Consider the following 16,688-nt stretch of genomic DNA (forward strand, 5'->3'; position numbering starts at 1 on the left):
ACTATTAATTTCAAGATAGAACTGTATCTGTTCTAACAATATTATTTCTATCGGCTAAGTAACGATTCCGTTTCCTTCCCACTCCAAAATATTGTCTTCCGCTTGGTCAATGCTCAAATATTGTTTAACCAAAATCCAAAAATCATGGAAGCACAAACAAAACAAAGAGTGACACGCAAGGGAAACGCCAAGCAATCGTCAAAAGCAAAGCGACCTACACCGCAGGAGGAACAGAATTCCGTTCCGCAGATCCAGATGTTGGAAATCGGTTCGGTTTCCCCAGATCCGACACAACCCCGAAAGACCTTTGATGAGCAAAGTCTCCATCATTTGGCACAGAGCATTGCCGAACATGGGGTGTTACAGCCGATCACGGTACGAAAATCAGATGATGGCTATATCATCGTCATGGGTGAACGTCGGTTCCGTGCCAGTAGATTGGCAGGATTGACCACTATCCCTGCAATGGTAAGGAACTATGTCGATACCGAAGTTCTGGAAGTGCAGATCATTGAGAACCTGCAACGTAAGGATGTGGAACCCACAGAGGAAGCCGAGGCCATACAGTTTCTGTTGGACCGTTATGAACCTGGTGAAATTGCCAAACGATTGGGGCGTTCCGAGAACTATATCCGCCAGCGTATCAAATTGGCCGGATTGATCGAAGGGTTTAGGGTCTTTGTCCGAAATGGGGAAATGACCATCTCCCTTGGGGTGGCAGTGGCCCTTTTTGAACCTGGGGAACAACAGATGATGCTGGAAAGCCTTGAAGGAGAATACCAAGGGCATCGGATCAAACGGATGGTTGAAAGTCGGACCTTTGACCTGACCAAAGCCTGCTTTGATGTAACGGACAAAACTTTGGTGCCCAAAGCAGGGGCATGTGTTGTCTGTCCCTTCAACGCAGCCAACCAAGGGAACCTGTTCGGGGAAGGGAAGATGGTCTGTACCAGGACATCCTGTTTTGAAAACAAAAAGACCAAGACATTTATGCAACTCTTGAAAAGAGTGAAAAAGGAGGGACTGAAACTGGTGCCCAACATTAGCAAATACTGGATGGAGGAGGAACGCAACCAATGGGTCATGGCCCAAATGGAAAAAGTAGGTCTTGAGGTACATTTGACCAATGAACTGGATATATTAAAGCAGCCAATTGAGCCTACCTTGGAAAGTATTAAAGAGGAGCAACGGCACTATGAATACACAGAGGAAGAATTGGCTGAATTCCTGAATGAGGCTTTAGAATCCTTTACTGGGGAAAAGGAGGCATGGGACAATGCCTTGGACCATGGATTTGAAAAGGGTATTCTTCTGGAAACGGATACCTATTTGACACAGCCTGTTTTTATTAAGGTCAGGGAACAAGTCAATGATGGAAGTTCAAGTGCAAAGCCTTTGGAGAAACGTAAGATGTCAGAATGTACCCCAGAGGAACAGATCATCAAGATCAATGCCCGGGAAATGCGGAAAAAACAAATCGAAAACAACAACCAGTTCAAGGAGGTGGTGGACATGATCAGGGAGACGGAATATATTGATCGAAAGAAAGCGTTGACCACGGATGAAATGGTGGCCATTTCCATCTCATTCTTCGAAAACAATATCGGATATTATGACCAAAGGGAATATTTTAAGGATTTCCTTGGGGAGGATTCAAAGTTAACCCCCGAAGAACTGGTGGCCCGGTTCAAACAAAACTTCAAGAAGGAGACTTTCTACAGACTGCTACGGTTCCTGTTGACCCGGCAAGTGCACCTTGGGGAGAGCAACCACACCAATGACCTGACCAACCGATCCTTTTATGGGGCAATGCAGACCTTTTACAAGGATAAGATTTCGGGTATTGAACAAACCTATGCCGAAAGTCGTCATAAGCGTGAAGCACGAATCAAGGAAAGGGTTACAGTCTTGGAGCGGCAGGCCAAGGCAATTGAGGATTAATTCGGATTAAACGAGGGGTCTGGGAACAGGTCCCTCTTTTTTCTGGTCACCCATGGTTTGGGATAACTCGGAATAGGTAAACCCAAGTAATCTTCATTCATATGAATTTAACGTAGTTTATCCTTAAGGAACATACAACTGAAACCATGGCCACTTGGTCAAGATGGCTGAACTTTGAAGTTGCCAGTATGCAATTATCTTGTTTGCTGAAATTTCTGTTTCTTTCCAACTGGAAAAGTTCCAAAAACAAAAGCCCCGTAAAACTTTCACTTACTTTGATTCTTATTTGATACTTTTATTTCATGTGGAACTATGAAAGAACACTGGTTTTTTTGTCATTACTGGCCTGCTTGATAGGGCTACAGGGTTTGTACTGTATGTCAAATCAAGATTCTTTGGCCAACCCACTTTCGGGAAAAGCTCCTTTGAACAATTTTTCATCAGAGACAGATTATATTCTAAAACAACTTGATAATGCAACAGGAATATCGCACAGTTCCGTAAATACTGTTTTTCAGGATTCCGACAATATCCTGTGGCTGGGAACATGGGATGGACTGAACAGATATGATGGTAACAGTTTCAAGGTTTTTAGGCCCGAGCTCAACAACGATACCTCTTTGAGCAATCAGGTGGTGTTAAAGGTCACTGAAGATGTACAGGGCAATGTATGGGTGCTCACCATGCACGGTATTAATAGATATAATAAGCAAACGGACAATTTTGAACGGTTCTATTTTTCAAAAAAGGACAAGGTCACTTTGACGGATACTGAATTCAACATGGCTTTGTCTCCTGACAAGCGGCTCTTTGCATATGCCAAGGAATGGGGAATAGGAATGTTCAATCAAGGTTCTTTTGAAAAGGTTTGGGACGATACACTGTTAAAATCTCCGATTGTACAGATGAAGTTTTTGGAAGAAGAGAAGCTCCTTGTTTTGGATGCATCAGGTCAACTTTTCATGCTTCAACTTCAACAAGAGATGGGAATGGTGAAGGCCATGGGGCATACAACACTTGTGGAAAACATACTCAGTTTTGAGGCATTGGACAAGGAAAATCTCCTTTTGATCAATTTTGAAGGTACCCCCATTATTTTCTCCACTGACACAGAGAATCAGGAAAAAGTGGAGCTGGACAAACCTAGTTCAGTGATTGGTTCGGTAAAGGATGGTGTTGTGATTTCATCGGATACCCAACACTTTTTGGTGGGGAAAAATAAAGGTGTATCTACCCCAAAATGGTTAAGTATGTTGAATGGCAACAAGCTTACAGCTCTGTTTGAGGGAACTGAAGGGATTTATTGGGCCGCAACGGATGGAGAAGGGGTTTTCCGGTTGCATCAAAACAACAAGCCCTTTCACGGATTGTCCGGTCAACAAATTCCGGAATTTGAAGGAACTATTGTCCGTTCCTTCCTTGAGGTTCCAAATCATTCTTTTTGGATAGGAACCAAGGGTAAGGGGGTGTTTCGTTTTCAACCGGACTTTTTGGGTCAAAAAAATGAAAAACTAAAGTATGTCAATCTTAATCAAGAGAATAGTGGCCTTAACAACGCCGTCTATTCACTGCAACATACCAAGGAAGGCTTCCTGCTTATTGGAACCGATGGTCCTGGGGTTTCCTTATATGATTTAAATGAGGACACCTTTGTTCCATGGAATAAAATAAAAGGAACATCCGACTTACCACAATTTAGGTCTGTTTACGCGCTGTACCAAGGTGAAGACGGTATGATTTGGGCAGGGACCAGTGGATTTGGACTTGTCCGATTTAAGCTTATCCGAACCAGCAAAGGGGTGTGGTTGAAGGAATTTGAACAATATATGGGGAACAGGGGTGAAATAGGGGAGATAAGCAGTAACATGATCTACTCCATTGTGCCCAGGGACCATGAATCCTTATGGATAGGTACCCGTCTGGGAGGTTTGAACCTTTTTAATAAAAAAACGAAGACCTTTAGTGTATACATGCACGATGAAAGTAATCCAAAAAGCTTGTCCAACAATGATATTCTCTGTATGTACAGGTCCCCTAAGGGAGAGTTGTGGATTGGCACGAGCTTTGGGCTTAACCGGTATACAGGTGAAAGTGAATTTTTGCGTTATACGGTCAAAGATGGATTGCCCAGTAATACCATACATGGAATTACTTCAGATAGAGCTGGAAATATTTGGGTGAGCACCAATTATGGCCTTTCAAAATTCGATATTGCCGATCAGGTTTTTTATAATTACACCAAGGAAGAAGGGTTGCAAGACAATGAGTTTGGTGACGGAGCTGCCTATGCCGGTACGAAGTACATTTTTATGGGGGGGCGAAAAGGCTTTAACTATTTTGTGCCAGAACGGATAAATGTCTCGGTTAGGGTACCCAACCTATTCATCAATAAGATAAGTGGTCAGGATGGAAGTGCGCCCTATGATCAAAATTTGGTCATCCGTCCAGAAGGTTTTTCACCTTCGGTCATCGAGTTGAACCATAACCAGAATTTTCTTAACATCGAGTTCTCTGCGCTGACCTTCATCAACAACAAGAAATGTAGATATGCCTATCAACTAAAGAATTTTGACCCCGATTGGAATCAAATTGGTGCCAGGACCAACCTTTCGTTCACCAATATACCCTCGGGGAAATACGAGCTCTGGCTTAAATGGACCAATGGGGATGGAGTATGGAGCGAACCCGTGCAAGCTGTCCGATTCAATATAGCTCCAATATTCTGGCGTTCGGTCACAGCTTGGATACTTTATTCCGTGCTTTTGGCACTTATTATTCTTTTTACTTTGGAATATTATAAGAAAAGACGATCACTGGCCCATAACATCCTAATACGTAAACAGGAGGAAAGGGCACATGAGAATCGGCTTGATTTTTTCACCAATGTGGCCCATGAACTTCAGACCCCGCTTACTTTGATGGTGGCCCCGGTCCAAAAGTTGGGGGAAACCATGTCTTTTGATGAAAAGGCCAAAAAGTATTTTGATATGGTGAAGAAAAATACGTCGAGATTACTTTTTCTGACCCAACAGATTTTGGAATTTAGAAAGGCTGAGGATGGGCATTTAAAAATAAACAGTGAACATTTTGATTTGGTGAGCCTTGTGGAACAGATAGCGGAGCTTTTTGATGAAATGGCCCTCAAGAAAAACATCAATTACGTGGTAAATCTGCCCAAGAACCTCTTGGGGTGGTTTGATAAGGATTTGATTGAGAAAATTATTTTTAACCTTCTCTCCAATGCATTCAAGTATACCCCTGAAGAAGGCTTCATAGAGCTGGATATTAAATTACATGAACTCGATGGGGAAAAGAACTTGGTCCTCAACATAGTAAATTCCGGAGAAGGAATTCCAAAGGAAAAACTGGATGATATATTTGAGAAGTTCTATCTGTTGGAGCAAGATAAGGAAGTTGGGTCAAACATGTTTAGAACAGGAATTGGGCTGGCCTACACCAAAAAACTAGTGCAATTATTGAAAGGTAACATATCAGTGGTAAGTGAACCCAACAGAAACACCACATTTAGGGTGGTGTTCCCATGTGGAAAAACAGACGTTTCAGGAGAATTGTCATCACCCACACCATACATCTCCCAGCACCTAAGGGATATCACTGATCAAGGCGAGGAGAATCAAGGTACAAAATCGGTTAATGGCAAACTGGAGACTTTGGAACAGCAGACCAAAAAAACACAGGACTACGTACTTGTGGTGGAAGATGACCCGGAGGTTCAATTTCTTTTGGAGGAACTTCTGGGAAATGTGTATTATTTGGAAACCGCATCGAACGGTGAAAGAGCCCTGGACCTTATTAAAAAGAAAGAACCCATCCTTATTCTGAGTGATGTTATGATGCCCATTATGGACGGGGTGGAGCTCTGCAAGCGGGTGAAGAACGATTTGGATACCTGTCATATTCCTTTTGTCATGCTCACGGCAAAGGACTCTATGGACCATAAAATAATGGGGATAGAAAGTGGGGCCAACGATTATATTTCAAAACCTTTCCACCCAGACTATTTGATCATGCGAATCCAAAAGCTGTTGGAAGAACGGGAGCGCATGTTGAAACACTTCTCCCAAGGCTCCCCTTTTGAAGATTTAACAGCCCTGATCACACAGGATGATGATAAGCTGTTCATTGAAAAACTTATTGGGCTTATCGGCAGCAATATGGAAAGCGATAAGCTTCAGAGTAGTTTTATAGAGCAGGAGTTGGGTATGAGTACATCCCAACTCTATAGAAAAACCAAGGAATTGTTAAACTTTTCGCCTGGGGATCTTATCCGAACGATGCGATTACGGCATGCCTCTGAGCTTCTTCGAAAAACAAATTTAACGGTTACAGAAGTATGTTATCGTTCTGGGTTCAATAACAGATCTTACTTTTATAGGGAATTCAAGAAATTGTTTCACAAGACTCCGAAAGATTATCAACTTTTCCACAAGAAGGACCTTCCCCACGAACAAACCATTGAAAACGATAAATAGTGAAAATCAGGGAATCCACCCTTTCCCAACACTACTATCTTCTGCTTGTTTAACCGCAAAGCTATCCCCAAGACGACGCGAACAGTCCGTTATTGAAAAATTATATGCCTCATAATCAGATTTTTAAACCACGGTGTACACTTTTGAAAATATAGTGTACACCTGCGAATTGTACCATCTGTACATTTGATAGATCGTGAAATTCATAAAATACCAACAAACAAAATGCACACTAATAATTTTAAACAAACTAAAATTGCGAAATATGAAATCTAACTCATTTTTAAAAGAATCGTTCATCGCATTTTTTCTGTTCATGGGTATATGCACCGGATATGCCCAAGTAAATGTTTCAGGATATGTTTCGGATGGACAGGTCCCCATACCAGGTGCCAGTATTGTGGTCAAGGGAACTTCTTCTGGTACGGCAACTGATTTTGATGGAAACTTTACGTTGCAGAACGTAGCCACCGATGCTATCTTGGTGGTAAGCAGTATTGGCTTTCTGCCAATGGAAATAGAATTAAATGGTAGAACCCGTATTGAAGTGGTTTTGGCCGAAGATGCCCAGCAGCTGGATGAAGTAGTCATAGTAGGGTATACCACGCAAAGGAAAGCTGATCTTACAGGAGCAGTTGCAGTGGTGGATGTAGAGAATCTTGAGAAAACAAGGGTGGCCAATGTGTCCCAAGCACTTCAAGGGCAAGTGGCTGGTGTACAGGTAACCGCTAGCACAGGGGCCCCAGGGGACCCCGTTGAAATACGGATACGGGGCGAAGGAACCATTGGCAATAATAATCCATTGTACATTGTGGATGGAATCCCTTCCAGGGATATTGCATTTATGAACCAAGCCGATATTAAGTCCATTACTGTTCTCAAGGATGCCGCCGCCGCCGCTATCTATGGTTCCAGGGCCTCAGGAGGTGTGGTGGTGATAACCACAAAGCAAGGGGCAAAAGGAAAGATGTCCTTTAATGTGGATTATTTCAATGGATTCAATAAGGCCACCAACCTACCCAATATGCTCAATGCTGCGCAGTATATCAATACGCTCGAAAAAGCTTGGGACAATACCTATACAGGAGACAACCCCTACACTGCAGATCGAGGACGTTCCGATTTTGCCGACACTAATTGGTTGGACGAACTTTTTGAAACCGGACGCACGCAGAACCTGCAACTGACTGCCAGTGGCGGTAATGAAAAATTACAGTACCTCATGTCCTTGGGGTATTTTGGTCAAGATGGAATTGTAGTTTATGATAATGACAAATACCAACGGATAAATTACAGAACAAACATAAGTGCTGATTTGACAGATCGTATCAAGATCGGGACCAACCTCCAACTTTCGTATGACAAGAATGATTTGGTTGCATCAAGAGGGGAAAGTCTTATTCGGTATGCCCTTTTGCGAGCCCCTGTGATTCCAGTCTACAAAGATGCCAGTGACCCCACCTATACCGAAAGGGACCCGTTCACGGACATGCCGTTCTACACCGAAACAGGCTATGATGTCGGATTGCAGCGCAGTATGTACGAAATGGTGGGCAACCCTATTGCCCGCGCCTATTTTACCGATAATACGGAGCGAATGTACAGAACCTTTGGCAATGTGTTCGGGGAATATCGTTTTTTAAAGAATAAGAATTTGACATTCAGGACAAATGTGGGTGTCGATCTTTCGTTTTTCCATAACAAAGTGTTCAATGAGAATTATGGTGATGATGATGGGGGTGGGAATGCCATAGATGCTGGTTTGGGAAGGCAAAACAGGCCCAACAGCTTAAATGAATCTAGAGGGGAAGCCTTTACCCTAACGGTGAACAACACCCTTAATTATAAAACACTTTTAAACGAAAAGCACGATTTGAGTGCCTTGATCGGAATGGAGTACATCACGAACTATGCCTCCTCAATCGGTGCCAGTAGGGCGAGGTTCCCGTATACCACCGGGCAATTCCGTTATTTGGACTATGGTGGTACTGAGTTGGATATCTGGAACAGTGGATCTGCATCGGAATGGGCACTTTTCTCTTATTTTGGGTCGGCTTCCTATTCCTTTGACAATAAATATTTGATTACGGCCAACCTAAGGGCCGATGCCTCTTCCCGATTTGCAGAGAACAACCAGTGGGGATATTTCCCATCGGTATCGGCGGGATGGAAAGTTTCGGATGAGGCCTTTCTGAGCGATGTGGATTGGTTGTCCAATTTAAAGTTCAGGGCCAGTTGGGGTATTCTTGGAAACCAAGAAATAGACAACTATACCTACCTAACTTTGATCAGTCAAGAAAACGGTATCGTAAAGACCAATCGTTTTGGAAATCCAGATCTAAAATGGGAAAGTTCAGAGCAGACCAACTTTGGAGTGGATTTGGGACTTTTTCAGAACAAGGTGAACATAACGGCAGAGTATTTCAACAAATACACCAGTGATATCCTTTTGCCCATAAGCTTGCCGTCCATTGTGGGGAACGTTCAACCTACAATCCTTAATGCCGGGGAAGTAAGGAACAAAGGTTTTGAACTGTCTGTCAACTATCAGAATTCCGATAAGGAATTTAAGTACAGCATCAATGCCAACTTGGCCACTTTGGACAACGAGGTGGAAAAATTGCACCCCAATCTCCCCAACATTGTAGGCGAGGTAACGCGCACCACTGTAGGGCAACCACTTAATTCCTACTATGGATACCGTATGGAAGGCATTTACCAGAACCAAGCTGAGATTGACGAACACCTTAGCGGCACACCCAATCCGTCCGCTAAGCCCGGGGACATCCGTTTTAAGGACCTCAATGGTGATGGCGTCATAAGTGCGGACAATGACCGGGAATTCATTGGATCGCCCATTCCCGATCTTACCTTTGGTTTGGCATTTAATTCATCTTACAAAGGATGGGATTTTTCCTTTCTTTTTCAAGGTGTGGAGGGTGTAGATCGATATAACGATGGAAAGAAAATCGTAGATTACGATACAAGACCGTTCAACTTTACCACGGCAATTTTAAATGCTTGGGATGGCGAGAACAGTACCAACAGTGTGCCAAGGGTTGCTTTTGAGGACAATGGTAGCAGCAGGATATCCAGTATTTTTGTTGAGGACGCCTCCTACATCAGGCTCAAGAACATCGAATTGGGGTATACCCTAAAGGATATAAGTGGCATAAACGCCCTAAGATTATATATTTCTGGACAGAACCTTTGGACCTCTACGGATTATACGGGCTTGGACCCAGAAACAACGGATTTGATAGATAAGGGTACCTACCCGAGCTCAGCTTCAGTACTCCTTGGACTAAACGCTAAATTCTAATCACAAAAAAAATCAAGATGAAAAAGCTATATAAAACCTTTTTGCTACTGTTGACTTTCACGGTTGTGGTTTCTTGCACCAGTGAACTCGACAACGATCCCATTGGTCTGCTCACTCTGGACCAAGTGGATACCGATCCTACTATGGAAACGGTTGAATCTGCGGTTGAATCCGCGTATCAACCTTTACGGAATACCTTGAACAGTATTATTCCCGGATGGCGTTGGGACCTTGGTACCGTATTCCGCAACGACATTATTCTGCAGGATATGGCAGCCAATGACATGAACAAAAAATGGAATCCGGACGGTGACCAAGCTTGGATGGACGAAATCGGGAACTTTGTGTTTACACCCGAAAATCAGGCATTCAACGGAATTTGGACATACGACTATGAAGGCATCAGCAGAAGTAACCTTGCCATAGGGTTTTTAACCAATGATGAAGTGGTACAAAAGACAGGGATATCCTCTGCCAGAAGGGACCAGCTTTTGTCCGAGGCATACTTCCTTAGGGCCTATTACTATTTTGATTTGGTGAACAACTTTGGTGATGTCCCATTGATCCTAAAATCCCCGGAATCGTTTGAAGAGGCCTTTTCGGTGTCGGTAAGGGCTCCCAAAGATGAGGTAATGGCCCAAATTGGGGTCGATTTGCAAACGGCTAGGGACCTTGCCCCACAGGTAAAACAAGATGCCACGGACCCATGGAGGGTTTCCGTGGGAGCCATCATTGCCCTACAGGCAAAATTGGCCCTTTATGGCGAAAACTGGGCTGAGGTTCTAAATTTTATTACCCAGTTGGACAACTTGGGCTTTTATGACCTAAACGGCAACTATTTCGATGCCTTTGATGCCGGCATGGAGTTCAACGACCAAGAGGTCATTTTTGCCTACGATCACCGATCTGGTGAAAATCCGGGCAATGGTAACGGGCTTGCCGCTGTTTCTGGTTGGGGCTTTTTTGCGCCTACCGATGATTTTCTGACTGCCTTTGAATCTGATGATCCCCGCTTGGATTACACCATAAATGTGGATAACCAGCACTCTCCCAAGATTATGGGGTCTTTGACAGAGTATAAGGGGAATGATGATTCTCCGGGCAACAAGATTTACATCCGCTATGCCGATGTACTGCTTTGGAAGGCCGAAGCCCTGAACGAGAGCGGTGACCCCTTGGAGTCCGTTGCCCTTATCAATCAAATTAGGGAAAGGGCGCGTAACTCACCTACCGCAAGTGGAGAAGTTGTGCCTGCGGGTACGTTGCCAGACAGACCTAATAGTAACGATCAGGCCCAGGTGCGGGCATGGATCCAATCCGAAAGAAGGGTGGAGCTAGGTTTTGAATCACAAAGATTCAATGACCTAAAGCGATGGGGCATTGCACAGACCGTACTTCAAGATTTGGGCAAAAACTTTCAAGCCCACAATAGTTTGTACCCCATCCCCCAAGCAGACATAGATAAATCAGGAGGTTCTATAATCCAGAATCCTGGATACTAAATCTGGGAAGACCTGAAAAGGGTAGTGGCAGGTAAAGCACTTGCCACTATCCAAACAGGTTGAATTGCTCTACATTAACACAAGACACATACGTATGAAGAAGGTAGTGGCCCGCCATGGGCAAAATCCTTTATTGTCCCCACAGGACTTAAAACCAAGCCAGCCCCAAATGATCATTGAATGCCTACTGAATCCCGGTGCATTCACCTACAATGGAAAAACTGGCATTGTTCTTAGGGTGGCCGAACGCACAAAACAAAAAGAAGGAATGGTATCTGTGCCCATTTATGACGAAAAGGGACAGTTGAAAATAGTGGACTTTTCCCTTGATGATCCAAAATTGGACAATTCAGATGCCCGTGTCATCACTTACGATGGTGAACAGTACCTCACCACAATATCCCATCTTAGGATTTTGTTCAGTTCGGATGGCGTAAACTTTAAGGAATCTGATGAATTTCCCCCACTTTTTGGTCAAGGCGCCTATGAAAGTTATGGAATTGAAGATTGCCGCGTGTCGCAGATAAAGGACACCTACTATCTTACCTACACCATGGTTTCCCCCAAAGGTGTGGGTGTTGGGTTGAAAACCACCACCGACTGGAAGGATTTTACTTCCCACGGTATGATATTTAGTCCGCACAATAAGGATTGTGCCCTTTTCGAAGAGAAAGTCAACGGACGGTACTATGCCTTCCATAGGCCCAGTAGTCCCGAGCTTGGCGGAAATTATATGTGGATTGCAGAATCCCCTGATGGAATACATTGGGGCAACCACAAATGTATCGCCAGAACACGTCCCAACGCATTTGATAGTGCCAGATTGGGCGCCGGGGCCGCACCCATAAGAACTGAAAAAGGATGGCTGGCCATTTATCATGGGGCAGACCACAGACACAGATACTGCCTTGGTGCTTTGTTGTTGGACCTCAACGACCCATCCAAAGTAATATCCCGGTCCCAAACACCCATTATGGAGCCCGAGGAAATCTATGAAAAGGAAGGATTCTTTGGCGAGGTCATTTTTACCAATGGCCACGTAGTGGATGGAGACGAAATCCATATGTACTACGGAGCTTCGGATGAATACATGGCATTGGCCACCCTATCCATAACCCAAATTCTCAACACCTTAAGCTAAAAAATGGAAAAATCAATTGGAATAGGATGGGGAGATTTCTCCAAAAGTGCCAAAATTCTTATCATCACCAATCTTGTTTACGCATTTGTATTACCAGTGGTGGATATTTTTGTGGCCTCCTACATTATGCGAAATTCAAACGACCCCGCCAAGGTAATGCTGTACCAACTGGCCATTTACTCCGGAATACCTTTGACCTTTCTGGTAAATGGCTATCTGTTGAACCGGATAGATGTTAAAAAACTGTTTTCTTTGGGCATGCTCCTTAGCGGTGTTTCCATGGTGGTGATGATGTCTTTGGATAAGATCAGTTATTTGGGGTTGACCATGGCCGGTCTTATCATGGGAATGTCCTTTGGGCTCTACTGGTCCAATCGGGATTATTTGGTACTGACCACAACTACGGATTTCACCCGTAATTTTTACTACGGTCTGGATACTTTTTGTTACACGGTCACTGGGGTACTTGTACCCATTATGGTGGGCTGGTATCTTGTCAATGGTGATTCCATGGCCAATGAAGGCGTTAATTTACGCTACCAAATGGTCACCGTGGTTGTTTTTGCCATAACCATACTGGCCTCTGTGATTTTTCACATGGGGTCGTACGAAAAACCCAAGAGCGAAAAATTTCTCTATTTTAAATTTCATCCCGTCTGGAAGAAGATGATACAGATGTCGTACTTAAAAGGATTGGCCCAAGGGTTTATTGTAACCGCTCCGGCCATGCTAATGATGACCTTCTTTGGTTCTGAGGGAACCTTGGGCACGGCCCAATCCGTCGGTGCCCTGATCGCTGCGTTCATCATGCTCCTTTTGGGCAAGTATTCCAAACCAAAGCATAGACTGGCCATATTTAGTGTGGGTCTGGTATGCTTTTTTCTGGCCGCTTTCTTCAACGGATTGCTGTTCAATGCCACAGGGGTGATCCTGTTCATGTTGTTTTTGTTGATTGCACGGCCAATTTTGGATATTGCGTATTTTCCCATTCAATTGAAATTGATAGACGTTATGGCCAAATTTGAGGGAAGGAATGAGTTTTCATATATTCTCAACCATGAATTTGGATTGTATGTAGGGAGGTTTATCGGGGCATTGACCTTTCTTGCACTTGCCTATTTTGGAAGCACAGAAATAGCTTTACGATATGCCCTTTTGATTATAGGAACATTGCAACTGATTTCGATAATAATTGCTAAACAATTGTTGAAAAAACAAAAAGAACTGGAACATGAAATGGAATAAAACCATCCTTGCTGCCATAGCAGGGACTTTTTTGGTCTTGACGACCTCTTGCAAAAAAACTGAAAAGGCAGTGCCGCAGTCCGTGGCCCAAATGCCCATTGCACGTGTAGACAGTATGCCTTATATGCCCAAGCCTTATAAAATCCTTGATTTTAAGGATTTGGCACTGTTCTATGATCGAGTTGTATACGACAGTACCCAGACCGGCGAGTATTGGCCATTGGTCTGGAAGGATGGGAGCAAGAAAAATTTTGATCAGGAAACTTTTGGAATCTATACTGCCCTTGGCGATGCCAGACAAGGTTCGGAAAACAACCAAGGAATGTTCCATGAATCCCTGAACACGATAAGCTCCGTTTTGGGGGCCTCCTTGGTGGGCATAGACAAGTCCGACCAAAACGGAGAGGATTATGTGGGCATGCTAAAAAATTATTTTAACTCAGAAACAGGCTGGGACATTATGATGAACAATACCTGCCCGGAAGTGGCCCTCTTGGGCGGTGGCTATGGCAGGGACTGGTGGTATGATGTGTACCCCAACCTACTTTTCTACGGAGTGGCCGATTTCTATCCGCAACACCCCGATTTTGAGCGCTTGCAAAAATCCATCGCTGATCGTTTTTATGAAGCGGATTCCATATTGGCTGGAAATTATGGACATACCTTTTTTGATTACGGTGCAATGGAACCCAAGGATAATTGGATTTGTCACCAAGAAGATGCCGCAGCAGGGCATGCGTATGTTTTGTATGCAGCATTTCAAAAATTTAAAGAACCAAAATACCTTGATGGGGCTAAATCTGCTCTAGAGGCACTTTTGTCCTTGGAAGAAAACCGTTTCTATGAGATTTTAATGCCTTTTGGGGCATACACGGCAGCCCGTTTGAATGCAGAACAGGGAACAAATTACGATTACCATAAGTTGCTGGATTGGACCTTTAATGGAGATTCCGTTTGTCGTGAAGGTTGGGGCGTACTTTTGGACAACTGGAACGGGTATGATGTATCTGGGCTGGTAGGCAGCACTGTAGATCATGGGGGCTTTGCGTTTTTAATGAACACCTATGACACCATGTGGCCCTTGGTGCCTATGGTGCGCTACGATACTAGATACGCTTCGACCATTGGAAAGTGGATGTTGAATGCGGCCAACGCCTCCAAATTCTTTTACCCTTACGAAATGGCCGATAATCATCAGACCCTGCCCAACAAAAAAGAGCATACAAAGGGAGTCATTGCTTATGAAGGACTGATCAAGAACGTGCATTTGGAGGGCTATCCCGATATGGAGGCACCTATTGCTATTGGGGACGGCCCCCATTGGAATCCGAATAACCCTGATGTATCACAATTCAGTGTTTATGGTAGTGGTCACGTAGGCATTGCAGGGGCCATTATAGAAAGTACCGATGTGCCGGGAATCCTTAAGTTGAATTGTTTGGCCACCGATTTTTACAAAAAAGAATCGTATCCTACGTTTTTATTGTACAATCCCCATCAGGAATCGAAAACTGTAACGTATCAATGCCAAAGCAAGCAAAAAGTTGATTTGTACGACATAGTTTCCCATCAAATAGTTGCCGAAGGGGTGAATATGAAAACGAATGTTGAGATTCCAGCGGACCAAGCTAGGGTTTTGGTTGAAATTCCTTCAGGTAGTTGGATAAGCCGGGTAAACTGACCCACCTTCGCCGGATGAAACTGACCATGGCAAATGGACTGCCCAGATTTGATCTATCCGTGGGTTAAACTTAGTTTTTATTTTTCAATTTTCTTCTCATTGATTCTCCTTTTATATCTATTCTGTGAGCTGTATGCACCAAACGGTCGAGAATGGCATCGGCCAGTGTTCTCTCCCCGATGATGTCGTGCCACTTTGATACGGGCAATTGTGATGCTATTATAGTGGATTTTTTGCCGTGCCTGTCCTCGATGATCTCCATAAGCGCATGCCTATTGATGTTGTCCAATGGTTTAAGGCCGAAGTCATCCAAGATGAGCAAGTCCTGTTTTTCAAGTTTGTTTATCTGTTTTGGATAGGAGCCGTCGGCCTTTGATGTCTTGAGCAGGGTAAAGAGCTTTGCAGTATTGAAGTACATCGTTTTTGACCCCATGGAACAGGCCTGGTGGCCGATGGCCGAGGCCAGATAACTTTTGCCCACGCCGGTACTACCGGTAATAAGTATGTTCTCCCTTTTTTGGATGAACCCGCAGGAACCGAGCCGCCGGACCAGGTTCTTGTCCAGTTGGCGTGACGGTCGGTAGTCTATAGCCTCCATGACGGCCGTATACCTGAACCTTGCGGACTTGGTCAATCGCTCTATCCTACGGTTATGACGGTCGTCCCATTCGCACTGGACGAGATAGGCGATCAGTTCATCGTTGGTGTAACCAGTGGACGGGCCGCTGGTCTCCATTGTTGTGGTGAAGGCCCTGTGCATTCCATAGAGCCTCATTTCTTTCATCAATTGCATTGTTTTTTCGTTCATATGTTCTGTTTTTAAGTATTGTTCCTATTCGTAGTATTTTCCTCCCCTTATGTTGTTGTGCTCGGGCATTTCCATGTTCCCGTCGATACCTTCATCGATCTGGTCCCACCCCTTTTTTAGGATGCGCTCGACCATATTATAATTGTACGCACCATATTCCGAGGCACGTTTGCACGCATTCTCAAGACGTCCCCTTCCGTACTTTTTGGCAAGGTGGAGCACGCCCAGACAGGACTTATAGGATTGTTCCGGGTGTTGTTTCTTCTCCAGGATGGCAATGATGTACCCTTTACAGTGTCCGCCGATATTGCCCGCCCAATCGATGAACCTTTTACTGCTCCATTCGCTTACGAACCTGTGGTGCGAGGGCATATGGTCGGCCAAGGTGGTATAGCCGTATTTTTTCCTGTCCCTTGTATGTACGGCGAACCTTTCGTGCTTATGGTAGATCTCGACGATGTTGTCGGTATAGACCAGTTTGACCTGTTTGCCTATATGTCTGTAGGGCACGCTGTAATAATGCTTGTCCTTCCCAAAATAGATATGGCTGTTCTT

Annotated in this window: 9 protein-coding genes; 7 read left to right on the forward strand and 2 right to left on the reverse strand. The window is 44.2% G+C overall.

What is annotated here, in order from left to right; translation table 11 throughout:
* Positions 1-144: 144 nt before the first annotated feature.
* From SD450_RS19050 to SD450_RS19080, 7 genes are all read left to right on the forward strand, one after another.
* Entirely contained in the window at positions 145-1,941 is a 1,797-nt protein-coding gene (locus tag SD450_RS19050; RefSeq protein WP_318345943.1) for a ParB/RepB/Spo0J family partition protein, read from the forward strand.
* A gap of 395 nt (positions 1,942-2,336) precedes the next feature.
* Positions 2,337-6,434: a hybrid sensor histidine kinase/response regulator transcription factor gene (locus tag SD450_RS19055; RefSeq protein ID WP_318345944.1), complete on the forward strand. Its 4,098-nt coding sequence runs from the start codon at positions 2,337-2,339 to the stop codon at positions 6,432-6,434.
* A gap of 265 nt (positions 6,435-6,699) precedes the next feature.
* Positions 6,700-9,756, forward strand: coding sequence for a SusC/RagA family TonB-linked outer membrane protein (locus SD450_RS19060; protein ID WP_318345945.1), 3,057 nt, complete (start codon positions 6,700-6,702; stop codon positions 9,754-9,756).
* 17 nt (positions 9,757-9,773) lie between these two features.
* The gene (locus SD450_RS19065) at positions 9,774-11,258 is read left to right on the forward strand and encodes a RagB/SusD family nutrient uptake outer membrane protein (protein ID WP_318345946.1); all 1,485 of its coding nucleotides are present in this window, start codon (positions 9,774-9,776) and stop codon (positions 11,256-11,258) included.
* Between the two features lie 94 nt (positions 11,259-11,352).
* Entirely contained in the window at positions 11,353-12,399 is a 1,047-nt protein-coding gene (locus SD450_RS19070; protein ID WP_318345947.1) for a glycoside hydrolase family 130 protein, read from the forward strand.
* 3 nt (positions 12,400-12,402) lie between these two features.
* Complete coding sequence (locus SD450_RS19075; RefSeq protein ID WP_318345948.1) at positions 12,403-13,644, forward strand: MFS transporter; 1,242 nt, start codon at positions 12,403-12,405, stop codon at positions 13,642-13,644.
* Entirely contained in the window at positions 13,631-15,325 is a 1,695-nt protein-coding gene (locus tag SD450_RS19080) for a hypothetical protein (RefSeq protein WP_318345949.1), read from the forward strand. The genes SD450_RS19075 and SD450_RS19080 overlap by 14 nt, the downstream gene beginning before the upstream one ends.
* Before the next feature lie 70 nt (positions 15,326-15,395).
* On the opposite strand, the gene istB is transcribed toward SD450_RS19080, so the two are convergent.
* Entirely contained in the window at positions 15,396-16,133 is a 738-nt protein-coding gene (gene istB / locus SD450_RS19085) for an IS21-like element helper ATPase IstB (protein WP_318345950.1), read from the reverse strand.
* 24 nt (positions 16,134-16,157) lie between these two features.
* The coding region (locus tag SD450_RS19090; protein ID WP_404828263.1) for a Mu transposase domain-containing protein at positions 16,158-16,688 on the reverse strand (531 nt) is incomplete at its 5' end.

The organism is Flagellimonas baculiformis (genome assembly GCF_033441575.1).
GTDB classification, from domain to species: Bacteria; Bacteroidota; Bacteroidia; order Flavobacteriales; family Flavobacteriaceae; genus Flagellimonas; species Flagellimonas baculiformis.